Source organism: Shewanella chilikensis (assembly GCF_002836945.1).
Taxonomy (GTDB): Bacteria; Pseudomonadota; Gammaproteobacteria; order Enterobacterales; family Shewanellaceae; genus Shewanella; species Shewanella chilikensis.
Map to the genome: position 1 here is coordinate 1 of NZ_NIJM01000029.1, position 17,719 is coordinate 17,719.

A 17,719-nucleotide genomic window follows, 5' to 3' on the forward strand; every position below is an offset into this window, starting at 1 on the left:
AACAGGCGGGCTTTTTCGCATCTCAGTTTTGATGATAGCGATTAGCCTGGTATAGGCGGTTAGCGGATTGCTGGCTTTCTCGCGCCGTCATCCAGGGTTGAAATCCCTGCTCCTTTGCCATATTCAGAGAAGCCCGCTTGTGTAAACAGGCGGGCTTTTTCGTATCTCAGTTTTGATGATTGTTATTCGTTTGGTGTTGTTTGGGGAGATTTCAGGGGATTGCTGGGTTTATAGCCCTAGCTACGGGGCAGTCCCAGCATATTTTCCCACCTAGATTGATAATGACCAATTCAACTCGACCACTACAGGGGCTGGATTACAGAGGTTACAGTTTTTGATTATGGTTCTAAGTTGGTGTTACTGCAGCTTCCACTCAATCAGCTAGCTATTTTCTTATCATATCCATGGTAAATCCGGTTTTTGAGTGAATATCCTTCAAGTAATAAATTAAATGACTCAGAATCTGCCAAGGAGACTATAACCTGGGAGAGGACAATGGTATAAATGGAGCCGATTTGTCCCTACATGTCCAATTACAGGAAAGCTGTCATGATTTTTTCTCAGATTACCGCCGCGCCGGCCGATCCCATTCTTGGTTTAACTGAGGCTTTTAAAGCCGATCCCCGCACGGATAAAGTCAACCTGGGTGTTGGCATCTATAAGGATGAGGCTGGCCAGACCCCGGTACTCAAGTCGGTCAAGTTGGCAGAGGCCAAGTTGCTCGAAGAGGAAAAGACCAAGAGCTATCTCGGTATCGAAGGGGTTGCCCTGTATAACCAAGCGGTTCAACAACTGCTATTCGGTAAAGATAGCGCCATAATCGCCGCTGGCCGGGCAGTAACGGCTCAGGCTCCGGGAGGTACAGGCTCATTGCGGGTCGCTGCGGAGTTTGTCCTTAGCAATACAGACAGTAAAACTATCTGGATCAGCAACCCAACCTGGGCCAATCATAAGAACATCTTTGAAACCGCCGGGCTTGAGATCAAAGAGTACAGCTATTATCAGGCAGAAACCCATGATCTCGACTTCGATGCTATGATGACAGATCTGCAACAGGCGAGTGAGGGGGATCTTGTGCTGCTGCACGGCTGTTGCCACAACCCGACCGGTATCGATCTGAATATCAATCAATGGCAACAAGTTGCCAAACTGTGTGCCGAAAAGGGCCTTGTCCCCCTGTTTGACTTTGCCTATCAGGGCTTTGGCACTGGAATTGAAGAAGATGCCCAAGGGCTCAGAGCCGTTGCCGCCATGGTGCCTGAGCTGCTGGTTGCCAACTCTTTCTCGAAAAACTTCGGGCTTTATAATGAGCGTATCGGTGCCGTGACTCTGGTGGCCAAAGACAGTGAGTGCGCTGCACGGGCTTTCAGTCAGGTTAAGCGCACCATTCGTGCCAACTACTCCAACCCGCCGGCTCATGGCGCCATGATTGTCAGCACTATTCTTAATGACGGTGAACTGAATGCCCTGTGGCAGCAAGAGCTGACTGAAATGCGCCAGCGCATAGCCAGCATGAGAACCCTGTTCGTTGAGAGCCTCAAGGCCGAAGGCGTCGATCGCGACTTCAGCTTCATTTCTCGTCAAAACGGTATGTTCAGCTTCTCTGGCCTCAACAAGGAACAAGTTGCCAGGCTTAAAGATGAGTTCGGCGTCTACATTGTCGGCTCTGGCCGTATCAGTGTTGCCGGGATGACCAAGACCAATATGCCCGTTATCTGCAAGGCGATAGCCAAGGTGCTCTAAGCCTGTTGGATTTTATCCACGCTTAAAAAGGACAGCTGCGGCTGTCCTTTTTACTTATCCTCCATTAACCGTTAATTTGATTTAGGCAATGAGTTTCTTCGGCTGCAGAGCTTGCACCAGCGCGTTGACCAAGGCGTCTCTGTCGTGGCAGCCACTCTGGATTGGGTCGGCTAGCAGCGAGCGATAAATCAATTCGTCCTGATATGGCTGGCCATGACACAGCACAGCATCAATACGCCCCGGGCCTATTAGTTGCTGGCACCAATCCAGTTTGGCATTGAGACTGAGTTCGCCTGCCACTGACGCCTCAGGTTTCAGATTATCGATAAATACCACTCTGGCTTGACTGCTTTTAATCGCTGTTGCCAGTTCTGGCAATAACAAAGGTGGCATCAAGCTGGTGAGAAAACTGCCCGGGCTTAAAATTATCAGTTCGGCAGCTGTCAACGCCGCTACCGCTTCCTCTGTGGCCCGAACCATAGGTTCAAGACTCATCGCCACCGGACGCTCAGCCATGCTGTCGACTTCCAGCTCACCGAACACTTTGCTCCCTGAGGCGTCAAGCGCCAGTAAGTGGGTAGGGTGTTCAGACATGGGATATAGGCGGGTGTCTATTTTAAGTAGGCCGCGGATAAGATTTATAGCCTCAAGGGGCCTGACACAGAGTTGATCCAACGCAGTCAGGATAAGGTTGCCCAGGTTATGGCCACAGAGTTCATCCTGACTATCAAACCTGTACTCGAACAATAAGGAACCGACTGAGGGTTTATGCGCCAATTGGCTGAGACAATTACGCAGATCGCCCCAGGCGATACAGTCATTACTGTTTCTTAATCTGCCTGTGCTGCCACCGTTATCTGTGGTCGCAACTATGCCTGTTAGTCGATCGCCCAGAAAAGCCAGGGATGATAGGACTCTTCCTAATCCATGGCCTCCACCAATAGCAACAACTTGCTGATATTGACTGAATAACTGCCTTTGCATAGCTGATCCTTGCCGTCGCTTTTAACTTGAACATTCTACACCAGTGCTGCATAAGAGTCAGAGAGCTATTTTGTGAAAAGTGATATCTGACATATAATGCGCGGAAATTTTCCCCTTCACTTTTGGGTAACCGGCAAAAGGAAAGACTGATTGAAAACCGGAAAACTTGGCTCATTTACCCTGGCTTTGGCTTTGGTAATACTGTCAGTATTGGCACTTAGGGTGTACCTGATACCCAGTTTGAAAACCGCCGAGCAGACTTCAGCGCCACTGATAAAGAACCAATTGGGTATCAGCTTGATCCCAGATTTCAGCAGCATAGGTAATGTCAGCGATAAGAAACAGGCGTTTTTTGACTTCTTGCGTCCGGCGGTGCAAAAGCAAAATAGCATTATCGCCGAGGAGCGTAAATTTCTCGAACAGGTGCAAAAGCACTTGCAAAACCAGCATCAGCTCAATGATGCCGAGCAATATCGTATTCAGCGTCTGGCAGAAAAGTATCAATATGCCATGCGTGCTATCGATAGCGACAGCATCAATAAATTACTGCGTCGGGTTGATGTGATCCCGGAATCTATGGTGCTTATCCAGGCAGCCAATGAAACCGGCTGGGGCAGCTCTCGGTTTGCCCGTGAAGGACTCAATTTTTTCGGTCAGTGGTGTTTCAAGAAAGGTTGTGGTTTGGTTCCGCAGTCGCGCTCTGAAGGCATGTCCCATGAAGTGGCCGTATTTAAATCGGTCGATGACTCTGTAGCTTCTTATATGCGTAATCTCAATTCTAACGCTGCCTATTCTTTGTTTCGTTCCATACGCGCTGATCTGCGTAGTCAACAGGAACCCCTTACTGCAGAGAAGTTGGTTTACGGCTTGGTGAATTATTCAGAACGCCAGGAAGCCTACATTGACGAATTATTGGATATGCTGCGTCATAACGAAGAATATTTGGTGGAGAACCATGTCGAAAAAACTGCTGTTTAGTACGCTATTATTGCTGTCCCCCTCTTTGATGGCCAGTCAGGTGTCTTTGAACTATGCCGACTTTTACGCGCGGATGAAAGTGATGAATAAAGGCAATTATCCGCTTATCGATCTGGCTTTTACGGTTCCTGAAACTCAAAACTGTCAATTAAAAAATGGCAGTATCAGCACAGAAACTGAACGCTTTCCTCTGACATTTGATGCCAGTCAGAGGTTGTTTATTCCTTTCGATGAAAAACTCAAGAGTGCCAGAGCTTTGATTAACCTTGAGTTGGCAGGAGAGGGGCAAGGCTGCGGCATTGGCATGCAGCTCAGGGTTCGTACTCCCAAACAGGAGTACAGTGGCGATGAACTGAGAAACATCAGCAATCAAATGAATGAAGCCCTGAAGCAAATGCAAGGATTTCCGATGAAGTATTTTGCCAAGCCTATTTCAGGTCTTAATATTGAATTTATCGGCAGTGAAAATGGTGCTTGGCTTGATGGGCGCTATCAAACGATCGGTAAACGCCACGAGCTCAGTAATGAGGAGATCAGTCAAATTGAAGTATTGAAATTTGACTCGGCTCCTGCAGTGATCAGTCCATGGGTCATGCCAGACAACTAACTACTTGCTTTTTATTAGGATGAGTTTCAAAGGCAGGCTATCATTTGGAATGATGTTGCTGGCAGTTTGCTGACGGTCCAGTTGCCCGGCAACTTGAGACTAGCTCTAGCTTACTGCCAATATTCAAGCTATTTATCTGCCCGTTTTTTGCTCTTTTTTATTTGAGTAACAAATCGTCGTCAATGGGACAGTAGTCGCTGGCCGCATTGAGTAGGCTCAACGAGGTTAATTCAGTAACGGAATAGATTTCAACTCGTTTGCCTTTTTGACGTAGTTTTTCGGCCAACAAGGCAAAATCACCGTCCCCGGACACCAGTACCACAATGTCCACAGCATCGGCATATTCCAGTGCATCTATGGTTATTCCCACATCCCAATCACCTTTGGCTGTACCATCAGCGCGTTGGATAAAGGGCTTCAACTTCACCTCAAAGCCAATGGCCCGTAGGATATTTTGAAACTCGCGCTGTTTTTTATCACCTCTATCTATAGCGTAGGCAAATGCTCTAACCAATTGTTTCTGATCAGTGACTTTGGACCAAAGCCGGTTGTAGTCCAGGTTTCGCCCGAAAGCTTGTCTGGTGGTGTAGTAGATGTTTTGAACATCGGCCAAGAGAAGCACTCTGCTAGGCTGATCTTTCATTGTTTATGTTCCTTATCTTCTGAACTCTGTCTCCCTTTAGCTATGGCGAGGGAAAAGCTCTTTTTTGTGTGAGCACTTAAGCCTTTTAAACCTGTTAGTTGCATTTTGTACTCTTTGTGACCTGTATGAGGACAGATTTGTTCGCCGATTATTACAGCGCCCTTGTGCCGGTAAAAATTGACACTGGCTTGGTTGTCACAATAGACGTTTAACGTCAGTTGCTCTCTTTGTTGCCTGGCATGTTCAAGTAAATTACCGCCGATCCCTAACCCCTGCATTTCGGGTTTAACAAATAACGCCGCCAACTTGTTCTCATAGAGAGAGTAGAAGCCAAGCACTTGGGTACCATGCTGATAGAGATAGTTTTCTGCCGCAGGAATATAAAATAGACGCATGTCATTCAACTGCTCTTGCCAAAATTTTGCGGCAATAAAATGATGTGCGTCGATAGAGGCTGTTAGCCAGATCTTCAATACAGCTGGCATGTCTTCCATGGTAAATGCGCGGATCATATGACTTCCTTGTGGATGGCTGGACAAAAGAGGGGATTTAACGGGTTTTGCTGCTTTTATTGACTCGCAGGCCAGGCTAAAAATTCAAAATAATATGCAGAATAACAAAGTAGGTTGAATAAAAAAATGATAAGGCGCTCAGAGTGTTGCTTTGCTTCTCCTTTGTTTACAAGCTGATGGGTGTTTGACAGCCATTTGAAGCTGTTGAGTCAAAGGCCTGCGCCGCAGATGAAAAATTTACACTGTTATTCCGATGGTTAACCGGCACTAAGGCAAAAGTGGATTACACTTTAAATCAAACATAGCGTACTGTATTGAAAAGGGCTTAATGCCGCATTGAACTATAACAGCCTTAGCATCGAATGAGCTGGATTGTACACTCGGGAAGAACTAAACCGAGAGCTAAACAGTGCTGAATACCGGGCAGGGGAAATGGTCTCCTGTGGGGTTTTGTCCTAAAGCAAGTGCGGACAAAGTGACTGAGGGATTAGTAACTATGCTAGATGATTTACTGTTTTCATCTGAAACATCACCGGAAGAAACTCATCAACGCGATACCATGTGGCGTATCTTGGCGGTGGATGATGATGTCAAATTCCAGAATTCGCTGAGTTTTGCCATTAATAAAATGACCTTGATGGGGCGTCCCCTTGAACTCATACAAGCCTACAGTATGGCAGAGGCATCCAGTCTATTGGGAAAAGATGCCGACTTTGCTGTGGTGTTGGTTGATGTCGTGATGGAAACCGAAGATGCCGGTCTCAGGTTAGTCAAAGCCGTGCGGGATTTGCTGGGAATATCCGATACCCGTTTTGTACTCTTGACCGGCCAGCCAGGAATGGCTCCGGTCGAATCTGTGATGCAGGACTATGACTTGTCTGATTATGTGCTCAAGTCAGAGCTCGCCAACCGTGGGATACGCAACATACTCACAGGTGCAGTACGTAATTATCATCATCTCAAGACAATTTCTTCTGCTCGTCGTGGTTTGCAGCTCATTGTGGAGTCCAGCAATCGTTTGTTGGGGCTGAGAACGCTTACGCAAATAGCCTCGGTTACTTTGAGTGAAATTGCTAATCTTATCAATGTCGCCGACGAAGGCTTGGTTTGTGTTAATCGCGGCCCTCACACAGTGGATAGCTCAGGTCGGGAGATCTACGAACCCCTAACCATAGCCTGTAGTGGTCGCTTTCGTCAGTATATTAATCGTGCATTGAGGGAATTGCCGGATCCGACTATTCAATCCATGGTTGAGCAGGCACTCAGGGAAAAGCGTTTTGTCAGTACCGATGAAAGCCAGGTGCTATTCTTCCCTAAATCGGCAGCACTGGCTGAGTTTGCCATCTATGTGGCTACCAACCGCACGCTGGATGATACAGAGATGGAGTTGCTTAAAGTTTTTGCGGCCAATGTTTCCAAAGGCTTTGGCAATGTAGCCTTGATTAGCCGGCTCGATAAAGTGGCGTATCTGGATGAGTTGTTGAGAATTCCCAACCGCAGTGCCCTGCTGCGTGAATTGTCCAGGTTGCAGGCTATGTCCAGCGCTGATGCCCATAATCTGCTGCTATTGGATCTCGATCATTTTTCCGGGCTTAACAATTTATTTGGCTGTGTATTTGGCAATCAGGTATTACAGGCTGTGGCTCAAAGGTTACAGGAGGCATTTCCTCAACCGATAGTCATAGGAAGATTGCACTCGGATCTGTTTGCCATTATCGGCCATAAAGAACAGGTCAATATTGACAGGGCCCAAGAGGTGTTTGGCGCGCCCTTTGAAATTGATAATAGTCGCCATATTCTCACCGCCTGCATGACGGAAGTCTCTTTGGCTATCAGTCGTGGGCAGGATCCCGCGGAGTTATTACGAACAGCCGGAACAGGGCTGAGGAATGCCAAGTCTCGAGGCCCTGGAAGCATACAGGCGTTTGATCCTGAATTTGAACATCAAGCCGCCCACAGGTTTAAGTTGATGCAGCGTTTACACAGCGCCATTCAACGTCAGGAGTTTGTGTTGCATTATCAGCCACAGATCGACCTCAATACTGGTGAGGTTGTTGGGGTTGAGGCTTTATTACGCTGGCAGACCGAAGAGGGTATGGTGCCACCCGGCACCTTTATTCCGCTGGCAGAACAGTCGTCCTACATTCACGGGATAGGCGACATAGTGGTTGCTTTGTCCTGTCAGGCTGTGCATGCACTGGATCTGGCAGGGTTTAGCGACATTCTTATCAGCGTCAATTATTCAGCCCGGCAACTGGATAAGCCGGATGTTTTAGAGAGGCTCAAACAACAATGTCGTCTGGCCGGGGTAGAGGTGAGCCGGCTGTGTTTGGAAGTCACTGAAACCGCTATGATGCAGTCTTTTCAACAGGTAGCCAATATTCTCCAGCGTCACCGAACTTCGGGAGGCACAGTGGCGATAGATGACTTCGGCACCGGGCTTTCATCACTCGAATATTTGCTGCAACTGCCGGCCGATCACCTGAAGATTGATATGACTTTTGTCGCCAGGTTGGATGAAGATGAACGTAGTCGCTTCCTGGCATCAATGATTATTGAACTGGGAAGGCGACTGAATATTTCGGTTGTTGCCGAAGGGGTTGAGACTCACAGCCAGGCTAATTGGCTCAGAGAACATGGTTGCCACATAGGTCAAGGATGGTTGTATGGAAAGGCCATGCCATTGGATGAGTTATTGCAGTGGCTCAATAATCGCTGAATGGAATCTTGCTAATGTCGATAGAGTTGCCCGAACAAGCTTTAATGGCACCGCTGAACTCTGAGGGCGTATCTTCAGGACGAACAAGGCGAAATTCTTGGCTGACTTGGGTGAGTTATTTGCTGCCCTGGTGGTTACTGGTGCCACTGGGTAGCTGGCTTATGTATCACTATGCCTCCCAATGGCAGATAGATCAGGTGCGTTATGCCCAGCAGGAGTTGGTAGACAGAGATACTCTGGTACTCAGCGCTACACTTACCAGAGTTCATCAGGACGTCAGTTTACTATCACAGATGATCGCATCGGTATTAGCAGATAACAGGCTCGGTGAGACTGAACAGCTGGAACTATTGCAGCGTCTATTTGTTGACTTCAGCAGCGCCTATCCCAGCTATATGCAAGTGCGCTGGATTGGAAATTCCGGCGTTGAGCGGGTGAGGGTTGACTATATAGATAATCAAAGGCGAGTTGTCGCTGCTGATGCATTACAGGATAAATCATCGCGTTATTATGTCATTGAGGCCAAGCGCTTGGCTTCGGGGGCGGTTTATTATTCTCCTTTTGATCTCAATATCGAAGCCGGTAAAATAGAGATCCCCTATCGACCTACCTTACGTGCTGCTACCAAGGTAATGGACAGCAACGGCAAGGCACTCGGGCTGGCACTATTGAATCTGGATGGCAGTGGTTTACTCGAACGTTTGCGCCAATCCGGTAAGACTATGTTGTTGAACGCTGAAGGCTATTGGTTGCTGTCAACTTTGGGTCACAGAGAGTGGGGCTTTATGTTCGACGCTCCTGAACAGCGTCTGGCAGTTATTCATCCTGAAGTTTGGCGGCGTATACAAGAGGAACCACAGGGGCAGTTCATCGATGAAACCGGGATGTGGACTTTCTCCCGTGTGGCGCCAATACTGAATGGTGACAGCAAGGTCCCCATGCTTTACGCCCTATCTCATGATGAACAGCCACTGCTCATTCAAGCCAGACTACAACGGCTTTATGCCGGTGTTGGTGCAGTAGTTTTTTTATGCATGACTTTGCTGGGGGCGTTTTTAGCGCGCTCCAACCTGCGTTTGGAAGACAAGGCTCATGAGTTACAGCAAAGTAACGCGGCGCTGGCAATGACGTTGGCTCAGTTGAAGACATCGCAGCAGGAGTTGGTTCGTACCGAGAAATTATCATCCTTGGGGTTGATGGTGGCCGGGGTAGCTCACGAACTCAATACACCTATTGGTGCGGCAATGCTGTGTGTCACCGCACTGAATGACAGGCTAGGTGAACTCATGCGGGATTATCACAACGGTACTATCAAACGCTCGCAACTGGAGGAATTTATTCAATACCAGGAGGAAGGTTTGACCCTGGCTGAACGCAACCTCAAACGCTCGGCGCTACTCATTCAACAGTTTCGTCAGGTAGCTGCCGACAGAGCTAATGCTGACCGGCAAGCCTTTTGGTTGCATGAGTTGGTGACGGACATTCTGGCGCTGAATCATGGTCAGTGGAAGCACAGTCATCATAAGCTGACCACTGATATTCCCTCGGATATCCATATGCACAGTTATCCCGGACCTTTGGGTCAGGTACTTCAGAATTTGGTGCACAATGCACTCATACATGCTTTTGAAGATACTGAGCGGGGAGAGATCCATATCTGTGCCCGTAAACTTCAGCATAAGGTTGAGATCTGTGTGATGGATAATGGTGTAGGGATTGAAGAGCAGGATTGTCAGCGAGTGTTTGATCCCTTTTATACCACCAAGCGCAATAGCGGCGGCACCGGGCTTGGCCTGCATATAGTGCATCATTTGACCACTGAAGTATTGGGGGGAAGTGTGCGGATTTCAAGAGGAGTCAATGGTATAGGTACTTCGATGATTTTGTTGTTGCCGCTTGAGCAGGTCGATGGCAAATCGGAAAAGGCGGCTAACGGGAGTATGGCTTCCTGAACAAACCGCATAGATGTCGAGATTTATAGCGCTTGAGAGTGCTTTAAAAACAAAATTGGTGTCTATCTACTCCTTGGTAAGGAACATACTGACAACACCCTGTGTAACGAAACGGGCATACATAATCGCGGGGTCACTCGCAGTGGGTTGGCTTAACGGTTTGGCTGTTGAAGTGTTGTTCGATCGAGGTAGGGTTGAGGCAGACAAGGTTGGATGCAGGACGATACCGTTTCTATTGAGCACAAAAGGTATCGTCCTTGATGGAGAAGTTTAACTTGGATTAAAGCAGGTTGTTTTCTCTGACGTAGGCTTCAAACTCTGTGCAGCCGCCAACGTGCTCTTTGTCGACAAAGATCTGTGGCACAGTCTCAACCGGCTTGCCTACGGTTTTTTCCAGGTCGGCCTTGGTGATGCCTTCGGCGTGAATATCGACATACTTAAACTTGAAATCATCACGTTTTTCTGCCAGTTGCTCAGAAAGTTGCACTGCACGTACACAATATGGGCAACCTGGACGACCGAAAATAACTACAAACATATTGACTCCCATGGACTTGATTTGCAGCAGTTATACCACAGCTTAAAGGCCTATGCTAAGTTGCTTGATCCCAAGAATGATTTTTCGGTTTGAAACCTGCCTTGATAATCAAAGAAAGATTGTAATAAATCCCAGCGTCGCGCTTGTTTTTTCAGCAGCAGCATATCCGGTGCCCGAAACCGCGCCGCGTCATCGACCAGTTGTTGTGGTTGACTGTATTTCGGCAGTTTCAGCCCAGGAGTTTTACTGTGGGGATGGATAAAACAAGCAAACAGTGCCCGGCGTTGAGCACTGGTTTCCATTTTAAAATACTGGTTGAAGTCATTGCCGTCATAATCCAGATACTGAACTCTTAGGCGCCCCTCTTCGGCGTGCAGCAACATTTGCTGCACCTTGAACAGGTGGTGATGCTGTTTTGACAACACCTCTTTGAGGCGTTTGTCCGGGTCGACCAGAGTCGATTGGCACTGGTGGCAAATCTTGGCGGCGATATCGTTTTCGGCGCCGCAATCCGGGCATGACTTGGCGCGATAGCGATAACTGCATTGACTATTGTCCTGTAACAGTCCCTGGCAGCGGCGGCCGAAGTGCTCGATGATGTCGCCATCCTCATCCGTCTTGCCCCAGAAGATATTGGCAAAACCGCACTCGGGGCAGGGAACCTGTACCGGCACCGAGTTTGCAGCGGGCTTGGGAGTGCCAACCTCGGGATAGAAGAGATCAAAGCCGCTGGCGGCATAATCTATGACCAGGCAGTCCTGTTTGCCTTCGGCCAGCCTCAGGCCGCGGCCAACCATCTGTTGAAACAGGCTCACAGATGCCGTGGGCCGCATGATGGCAATAAGGTCCACATGGGGCGCATCAAACCCGGTTGTGAGCACGGCCACATTGACCAGAAACTTAAGTTCCTGAGCCTTAAAGGCACGGATGATGGCATCCCTTTGTTGCATCTCAGTGGTCGCTGTGATGAGCGCTGCCTGTTCGTCAGCCAGCAGCGTTAACACTTCTTCGGCGTGACGCACAGTGGCGGCAAAAATAATCACTCCCTTGCGGGTGTTGGCCAGTTGCCTTAGTTGGTTAACAATGGCCTTGGTCGCGCGGCCACTGTGACTGAGCAGGGCATCGACCTTAGCCTCATCGTACTCCCCATTGCTGTTACTCGGCAGGCTGCTGAAGTCATACTGAGCGCTCAGGCCATCGTAAAGCCTGGGCGGCGTCAGATAGCCTTGTTTAATTAGGGGCCTTAAGGGCAACTCAAAGATGCAGTCATCGAAAATCCCTCGGTCGGGATTACCGACCCGGCCGTGATAGTGGCGGCGATAAATAAAACCCAGTCCAAGGCGATAAGGGGTGGCCGTCAACCCCAGCAGCTTAAGTTTGGGGTTATGGGATTTGAGGTGTTCAAGCAGTTGCTGATACTGGCCGTCCTGCTCAAGGCTCACTCTGTGACACTCGTCTATGACCACCAGGGAGTAGTGGCTGTCAAAGGCTTCCAGGTTGCGCCCGGCGGATTGCACGCTGGCGACAACGGTTTTGCCTTGGGTGAGCTTTTGCCTCAGGCCGGCCGAGTAGATACTGGCTTCATCGGTTAATAGGGCAACTTTTTCGGCGTTTTGGGCGACCAGCTCTTTGACATGAGTCAGTACCAGTACCTTGCCTTTGGCGATGCGAGCCAGTTCAGCAATCACCAAACTCTTACCGGCGCCAGTGGGCAGCACTATAACAGCCGAGCCTGATTGAGCGCGGAAATAACGTACCGCAGCATCTACGGCTTGCTGCTGATAATCACGTAGGCGAATGCCGGTCTTGGCGGTATCTTCTGCCTGAGTGTTTGTCGTCGCTTTCTGAGTTGCTGGCTTTTTACTATCTGTTGACACTGACTTGCGAAGAGGAATTGACCATGGGGCGAGCTTATCACAGACGCGTCTGGGTACTGTGGTTTTCCGGCTTTATTGGCGACTTTTTATTCTCGGGCACTACTGCTCGTCCGGCTCAAGACATCAATGGTTAAAAAAAGCACTTTTTCTAGGCAATTCATTTGCTAAAATACCTCACGCCACTGGTCAAAGACCCGTGGCTAACGTAAAATTCCACTCTTTTACTGTTTTAATTCAAACAGACACCAAAATCGCCGCCTACGGGCCGGCATGCACTGGAAGAGAAGATGCAGCAGTTAACTGAGATCGTAGAACAGGCCTTAGCCGCCATCGAAGGGGCCAGTGATCTGAAAATCCTTGATGACATCCGCGTCGATTATCTTGGCAAGAAGGGCAAGATCACCGACATGATGAAGTTGATGGCGACCCTGAGTCCACAAGAAAAGCCCGCCTTCGGCCAGAAGGTCAACGAAGCCAAGCAAAAGGTACAGCAGTTCCTTAATCAGCGCATTGAAGGGCTGAAAGCTGCCGAGTTGGAGCAGAAGCTCCAGACAGAGAAAATCGATGTTACCCTGCCGGGACGTCGCCTGGACAACGGTGGTTTACATCCGGTCACCCGTACCATAGAACGAATTGAAAGCTTTTTTGGTGAGTTGGGCTTTAGTGTCGTACAGGGGCCGGAAATCGAAGATGATTATCATAACTTCGATGCTCTGAATATTCCTGAGCATCATCCAGCCCGGGCTGATCATGATACTTTCTACTTCAATCCCAAGTTAGTGTTGCGTACCCAGACTTCAGGGGTGCAAATTCGCACCATGGAAGTGGAAAAGCCGCCGTTGCGAATCATCTCTCCCGGCCGTGTCTATCGTAATGACTATGATATGACCCACACGCCAATGTTCCATCAAGTGGAAGGTCTGCTGGTGGACGAGAATGTAAACTTTGCCGAACTGAAAGGCATTTTGCACGACTTCTTGCGTAATTTCTTTGAAGAGGATTTGGAGATACGTTTCCGTCCTTCATACTTCCCCTTTACTGAGCCGTCTGCCGAAGTGGATGTAAAAGGCAAGAATGGTTGGCTGGAAGTGCTCGGTTGCGGCATGGTGCACCCCAATGTGCTCCGTGGTGTGGGAGTCGATCCTGATAAATACTCCGGTTTTGCTTTTGGTATGGGTGTCGAGCGTCTGGCCATGTTGCGCTATGGTGTCAACGACCTGCGTGCCTTCTTCGAAAACGACCTGCGTTTTCTCAAGCAATTCAAATAACGGAGCTTTAGTATTATGAAATTCAGCGAATCCTGGCTTCGTGAGTGGGTTAACCCTGCGATTAGCCGTGACGAATTAACTCATCAAATCACCATGGCTGGCCTGGAAGTGGACGACGTCATTGCCGTTGCCGGTGACTTTTCCGGCGTGGTAGTGGGTGAAGTGGTTGAATGTGGTCAACACCCGGATGCCGACAAGCTAAGGGTCACCAAGGTCAATGTCGGTGGCGAAGAACTGCTGGATATTGTTTGCGGTGCCCCTAACTGCCGTCAGGGACTCAAGGTTGCTGTGGCCGTTGTCGGTGCCGTGCTGCCCGGTGACTTCAAAATCAAGAAAGCCAAACTGCGTGGACAGCCTTCACATGGCATGTTGTGCTCTTATGGCGAGCTGGGCATAGAGATAGAAAGCGACGGCATTATTGAGCTGCCGCTGGACGCGCCTATTGGTACAGACATTCGCGAATATCTGCAGCTCAATGACGTGATTATCGATGTGGATCTGACCGCCAACCGCGCCGATTGCCTGGGTATGGTGGGACTGGCCCGCGAAGTGGGCGTGCTCAACCGTCTTAACGTGACCGAGCCAAGCTGGGAAGCTGCCAACGTCAGTAGTGAGCGTACAGTTGAAATAGAGGTCGCTAACCCGGAAGCTTGCCCAAGATATTTGGGCCGGGTGGTCAGCAATGTCAATGTCAAGGCGCAAACGCCTGACTGGATGGTGGAAAAACTGCGCCGCAGCGGTATTCGCTCGATAGATCCTATCGTGGATATCACCAACTATGTGTTGGTTGAGTTCGGCCAGCCGATGCATGCTTTTGATCTGGATAAGATTGACGGCGGCATCAAGGTACGCCTGGGTAATGGTGAAGAGAAACTGACTCTGCTCGATGGCAACGAAATTACCGTACCGGCAGATACGTTGGTGATTGCCGATAACAGCCAGGCATTGGCCCTGGCCGGTGTCTTCGGTGGTGAGGCTTCCGGTGTCAGCGAGCAAACCCGCGATATCATGCTTGAGTGTGCGTTCTTCGCGCCGCTGGCTATCATGGGCAAGGCCCGTCGTCTTGGACTGCATACCGACTCTTCGCATCGTTTTGAACGCGGCGTTGACCCAGAGCTGCAGCATAAGGCTATGGATAGAGCCACCCGTTTGGTGCTGGATATCTGTGGCGGCGAAGCCGGTCCTGTGGTTGAGGCCAAGAGCGAAGCGCATCTGCCAAAGGCTGTCGACATTAAACTGCGTCGCAGCAAACTGGATAAATTGCTCGGACATCATATCGATGACACAGATGTTGAACAAATTCTGACCCGCTTGGGCTTCCAGGTTGAAAACCAGGGCAGTGACTGGCAGGTGAAAACCGCCACTTACCGTTTCGACATGGCAATTGAAGAAGACCTTATCGAAGAAGTTGCCCGCATATACGGCTATAACAATATCCCCAATACGGCGCCACTGGCGCGCCTCTTTATGACAGATCATAAAGAAGCGGATCTGAAATTGAGCCGGGTAAGAGCTTTGTTGGTGGCACGGGGTTTCCAGGAAGCCGTCACCTACAGCTTTGTGGATCCCAAGTTGCAAAAACTGGTTCACCCCGAAAGCGAAGCTATGGTATTACCTAACCCGATTTCCAGTGAAATGTCGGCCATGCGTCTGTCCATGTTCACTGGATTGCTGAATGCCGTGGGTTACAACCAGGCTCGTCAGCAGGCTCGTGTACGCCTGTTTGAGACAGGTTTACGCTTTATTCCTGATGCACAAGCAGAATCCGGCGTAAGACAACAGACCATGCTGGGCGCGGTGATCGCCGGCCCTCAGAGTGATGAACACTGGAGCATGGAGTCGAAAACCGTTGATTTCTTCGATCTTAAAGGTGATTTAGAAGCCATTATTGGCTTGACAGTTTCCGAAGCTGAATTTAGTTTTAAAGGAGCGCAGCATCCGGCTATGCATCCGGGGCAATGTGCTGAAATATTGAGAAATGATCGGGTCATAGGCTATATAGGTGCTGTCCATCCCAGCCTCGAAAAGCCTTTTGGGCTGAATGGCAAAACCATAGTATTTGAGCTGGAATTGGACGCTTTATTGCAGGCTAAATTGCCGCAAGCCCAGGCTGTATCTAAGTTTCCAGCCAATCGCCGCGATATCGCCATAGTGGTTGATGAAGAAGTCGCCGCAGGTGAAGTGATGACGCTGATAAGAAAAGTTGGCGAAAATCAGTTGGTTGGCTTAAACTTGTTCGATGTATACCGAGGTAAAGGTGTAGAGCAGGGCAAAAAGAGTCTGGCGATCGCACTTACGTTACAAGATAACGCTCGTACACTTGAGGAAAAAGAGATTGCTGAGATGGTTGATACAGTGGTTTCTGCGCTCAAGTCCGAGTTCAACGCATCGTTGAGGGATTAAAGTATGGCACTTACCAAGGCCGAAATGGCAGAGCATCTTTTTGAAACGCTTGGCATTAACAAGCGGGTAGCAAAAGAGATGGTTGAAGCGTTTTTCGAAGAGATCCGAACCGCGCTTGAAAATGGTGAGCAGGTCAAGTTATCTGGCTTTGGCAACTTTGACCTTAGGGATAAGAATCAAAGACCGGGAAGGAATCCCAAAACAGGTCAGGATATCCCAATTTCTGCCCGTCGGGTGGTGACATTCCGTCCGGGACAGAAACTGAAGAGTCGCGTAGAAGCCGCTAACAAAGGCAAATAACTGCTCGGTCAGTAATTTAGAACAGGGAAGCCGCTCCTGTGGGTGGCTTCCCTGTTTGTGTCTATAGAAAGTGCTTCTACCCTGTTGTGTCGCATTTTTAATGCCTGGTTTGGCATTGCATTGGGATTAAACCCAGGGGTTAAACCTTGTCAAATACACCTTCCAAGCCTAAGAAAGGCAAATACTTCGATAGGCGCTTCCGTTGGTCATTGCTGCACCCCAGATTTTGGGGTAGTTGGTTGGCGATTGGCGTACTGGTTTTGTTTGGTCTCTTGCCGGCTCTCATTAGAGATCCTATTGCCCGCGGGTTGTCGCGTTTGGTTAAACGTGTCGCCCATAAACCGATAAGTGTAGCCAGAGCCAACCTTAAAGCCTGTTTCCCCGATAAGAGTGAGTTGGAAATCGAGCAGTTGCTGGAACGCAATACCGAAGCTTTTGTAATGACGCTGCTGGCTCAATCTGAGCTGATTTTGATGCCAAGCGCTTATATTCGCAAAAGAGTGCTGGTCGAGGGTGAAGAACATATCGCGGCTGCCCGTGAAGCCGGGCAGCCGATTATCTTTATCATGCCTCATGTTTGGGGCATAGAGTATGCCGGTCTGAGACTTAATTTGGACTTGCCCATGGTGTCCATGGCCAAAGCGCATCGAAATGAATTGTTCAACTGGTTCAATAACCGTATGCGTAGCTCGCAAGGCGGCAATATCTATATGCGTGAAGCCGGGATCCGGGCCTTGTTGGCTGAGCTGAAACAGGGCAACAGTTTCTTCTATCTGCCGGATGAAGACTTGGGACCGGAGCAGAGCGTATTTGCGCCATTTTTAGGAACAGTCAAGGCTACTTTGCCTGTGGTTGGCCGCTTGGCGCAGGCAGGTAACGCCCAGGTGATGCCGGTGAAAATTGGCTATGACGACCAAGCCAGGTGTTTTCGCTTGACGGTTATGCCGGCGATTGCCCCCGAGTCGATGCAAGGTAAGGAAAATGAGGCCATTGCATTAAACAAGGCCGTGGAGCAGGTGATTACCGCCTATCCCGAGCAATATATGTGGTTTCTTAAGGTGCTGCGTACCCGCCCGGAAGGCATGCCGTCTATCTATTGAGTTCAACATAGGTTTGGAGTACCAAGGAACTTAACGTCAGCATTTGCATTAAGACTTGCGTCTCATGCGGTCATTGCCATAGCAGGATAGTGGCT

Annotated in this window: 14 protein-coding genes; 9 read left to right on the forward strand and 5 right to left on the reverse strand. The window is 49.2% G+C overall.

Annotated elements, in window-relative coordinates:
* Nucleotides 1–549 precede the first annotated feature (549 nt).
* Nucleotides 550–1,743 carry an amino acid aminotransferase gene (locus CX651_RS12220; RefSeq protein ID WP_101056277.1) on the forward strand — a complete coding sequence of 398 codons (1,194 nt, stop codon included), beginning with the start codon at nt 550–552 and terminating at the stop codon, nt 1,741–1,743.
* Nucleotides 1,744–1,824: 81 nt separating this feature from the next.
* Here the strand turns inward: CX651_RS12220 and yvcK are convergent, their stop codons facing one another.
* Complete coding sequence (gene yvcK / locus CX651_RS12225) at nt 1,825–2,727, reverse strand: uridine diphosphate-N-acetylglucosamine-binding protein YvcK (protein ID WP_101056278.1); 903 nt, start codon at nt 2,725–2,727, stop codon at nt 1,825–1,827.
* 150 nt (nt 2,728–2,877) lie between these two features.
* On the opposite strand from yvcK, the gene CX651_RS12230 reads away from it, so the two are divergent.
* Nucleotides 2,878–3,705, forward strand: coding sequence for a glucosaminidase domain-containing protein (locus CX651_RS12230; RefSeq protein WP_101056279.1), 828 nt, complete (start codon nt 2,878–2,880; stop codon nt 3,703–3,705).
* A complete protein-coding gene (locus CX651_RS12235; RefSeq protein WP_101056280.1) occupies nt 3,683–4,312 on the forward strand; it encodes a DUF2987 domain-containing protein in 630 nt (209 codons plus the stop codon). Before CX651_RS12230 ends, CX651_RS12235 begins: the two co-directional genes overlap by 23 nt.
* A 157-nt stretch (nt 4,313–4,469) precedes the next feature.
* Here the strand turns inward: CX651_RS12235 and CX651_RS12240 are convergent, their stop codons facing one another.
* Entirely contained in the window at nt 4,470–4,955 is a 486-nt protein-coding gene (locus CX651_RS12240) for a LabA-like NYN domain-containing protein (protein ID WP_101056281.1), read from the reverse strand.
* Entirely contained in the window at nt 4,952–5,467 is a 516-nt protein-coding gene (locus CX651_RS12245; RefSeq protein WP_101056282.1) for a GNAT family N-acetyltransferase, read from the reverse strand. Before CX651_RS12245 ends, CX651_RS12240 begins: the two co-directional genes overlap by 4 nt.
* A gap of 496 nt (nt 5,468–5,963) precedes the next feature.
* On the opposite strand from CX651_RS12245, the gene CX651_RS12250 reads away from it, so the two are divergent.
* Both CX651_RS12250 and CX651_RS12255 read left to right on the forward strand, forming a co-directional pair.
* Nucleotides 5,964–8,186 (forward strand): GGDEF/EAL domain-containing response regulator, encoded by a 2,223-nt coding sequence (locus tag CX651_RS12250; protein ID WP_101056283.1) that lies wholly within the window; start codon nt 5,964–5,966, stop codon nt 8,184–8,186.
* Nucleotides 8,187–8,296: 110 nt separating this feature from the next.
* Nucleotides 8,297–10,138, forward strand: a complete 1,842-nt coding sequence (locus CX651_RS12255; protein WP_167398140.1) for a sensor histidine kinase — start codon at nt 8,297–8,299, stop codon at nt 10,136–10,138.
* Between the two features lie 280 nt (nt 10,139–10,418).
* Here the strand turns inward: CX651_RS12255 and CX651_RS12265 are convergent, their stop codons facing one another.
* Both CX651_RS12265 and CX651_RS12270 read right to left on the reverse strand, forming a co-directional pair.
* Nucleotides 10,419–10,676, reverse strand: a complete 258-nt coding sequence (locus tag CX651_RS12265; protein WP_025009626.1) for a GrxA family glutaredoxin — start codon at nt 10,674–10,676, stop codon at nt 10,419–10,421.
* Between the two features lie 50 nt (nt 10,677–10,726).
* On the reverse strand, nt 10,727–12,475 hold the full coding sequence (locus tag CX651_RS12270; protein WP_101056309.1) for a DEAD/DEAH box helicase: 1,749 nt from the start codon (nt 12,473–12,475) through the stop codon (nt 10,727–10,729).
* Nucleotides 12,476–12,840: 365 nt separating this feature from the next.
* On the opposite strand from CX651_RS12270, the gene pheS reads away from it, so the two are divergent.
* From pheS to lpxM, 4 genes are all read left to right on the forward strand, one after another.
* Complete coding sequence (pheS, locus tag CX651_RS12275; RefSeq protein ID WP_101056286.1) at nt 12,841–13,821, forward strand: phenylalanine--tRNA ligase subunit alpha; 981 nt, start codon at nt 12,841–12,843, stop codon at nt 13,819–13,821.
* A gap of 15 nt (nt 13,822–13,836) precedes the next feature.
* Complete coding sequence (gene pheT, locus CX651_RS12280; protein WP_101056287.1) at nt 13,837–16,224, forward strand: phenylalanine--tRNA ligase subunit beta; 2,388 nt, start codon at nt 13,837–13,839, stop codon at nt 16,222–16,224.
* 3 nt (nt 16,225–16,227) lie between these two features.
* On the forward strand, nt 16,228–16,524 hold the full coding sequence (ihfA, locus tag CX651_RS12285) for an integration host factor subunit alpha (protein WP_025009628.1): 297 nt from the start codon (nt 16,228–16,230) through the stop codon (nt 16,522–16,524).
* A gap of 146 nt (nt 16,525–16,670) precedes the next feature.
* Nucleotides 16,671–17,624 (forward strand): lauroyl-Kdo(2)-lipid IV(A) myristoyltransferase, encoded by a 954-nt coding sequence (gene lpxM / locus CX651_RS12290; protein ID WP_101056288.1) that lies wholly within the window; start codon nt 16,671–16,673, stop codon nt 17,622–17,624.
* Nucleotides 17,625–17,719: the final 95 nt, after the last annotated feature.

Coding starts and splice junctions, on each gene's coding strand:
- pheS (WP_101056286.1), top strand. CDS start 12,841: ATGCAGCAGTTAACTGAGATCGTAGAACAGGCCTTAGCCGCCATCGAA.
- CX651_RS12265 (WP_025009626.1), bottom strand. CDS start 10,676: ATGTTTGTAGTTATTTTCGGTCGTCCAGGTTGCCCATATTGTGTACGT.
- ihfA (WP_025009628.1), top strand. CDS start 16,228: ATGGCACTTACCAAGGCCGAAATGGCAGAGCATCTTTTTGAAACGCTT.
- CX651_RS12235 (WP_101056280.1), top strand. CDS start 3,683: ATGTCGAAAAAACTGCTGTTTAGTACGCTATTATTGCTGTCCCCCTCT.
- CX651_RS12245 (WP_101056282.1), bottom strand. CDS start 5,467: ATGATCCGCGCATTTACCATGGAAGACATGCCAGCTGTATTGAAGATC.
- CX651_RS12220 (WP_101056277.1), top strand. CDS start 550: ATGATTTTTTCTCAGATTACCGCCGCGCCGGCCGATCCCATTCTTGGT.
- CX651_RS12250 (WP_101056283.1), top strand. CDS start 5,964: ATGCTAGATGATTTACTGTTTTCATCTGAAACATCACCGGAAGAAACT.
- pheT (WP_101056287.1), top strand. CDS start 13,837: ATGAAATTCAGCGAATCCTGGCTTCGTGAGTGGGTTAACCCTGCGATT.
- yvcK (WP_101056278.1), bottom strand. CDS start 2,727: ATGCAAAGGCAGTTATTCAGTCAATATCAGCAAGTTGTTGCTATTGGT.
- CX651_RS12240 (WP_101056281.1), bottom strand. CDS start 4,955: ATGAAAGATCAGCCTAGCAGAGTGCTTCTCTTGGCCGATGTTCAAAAC.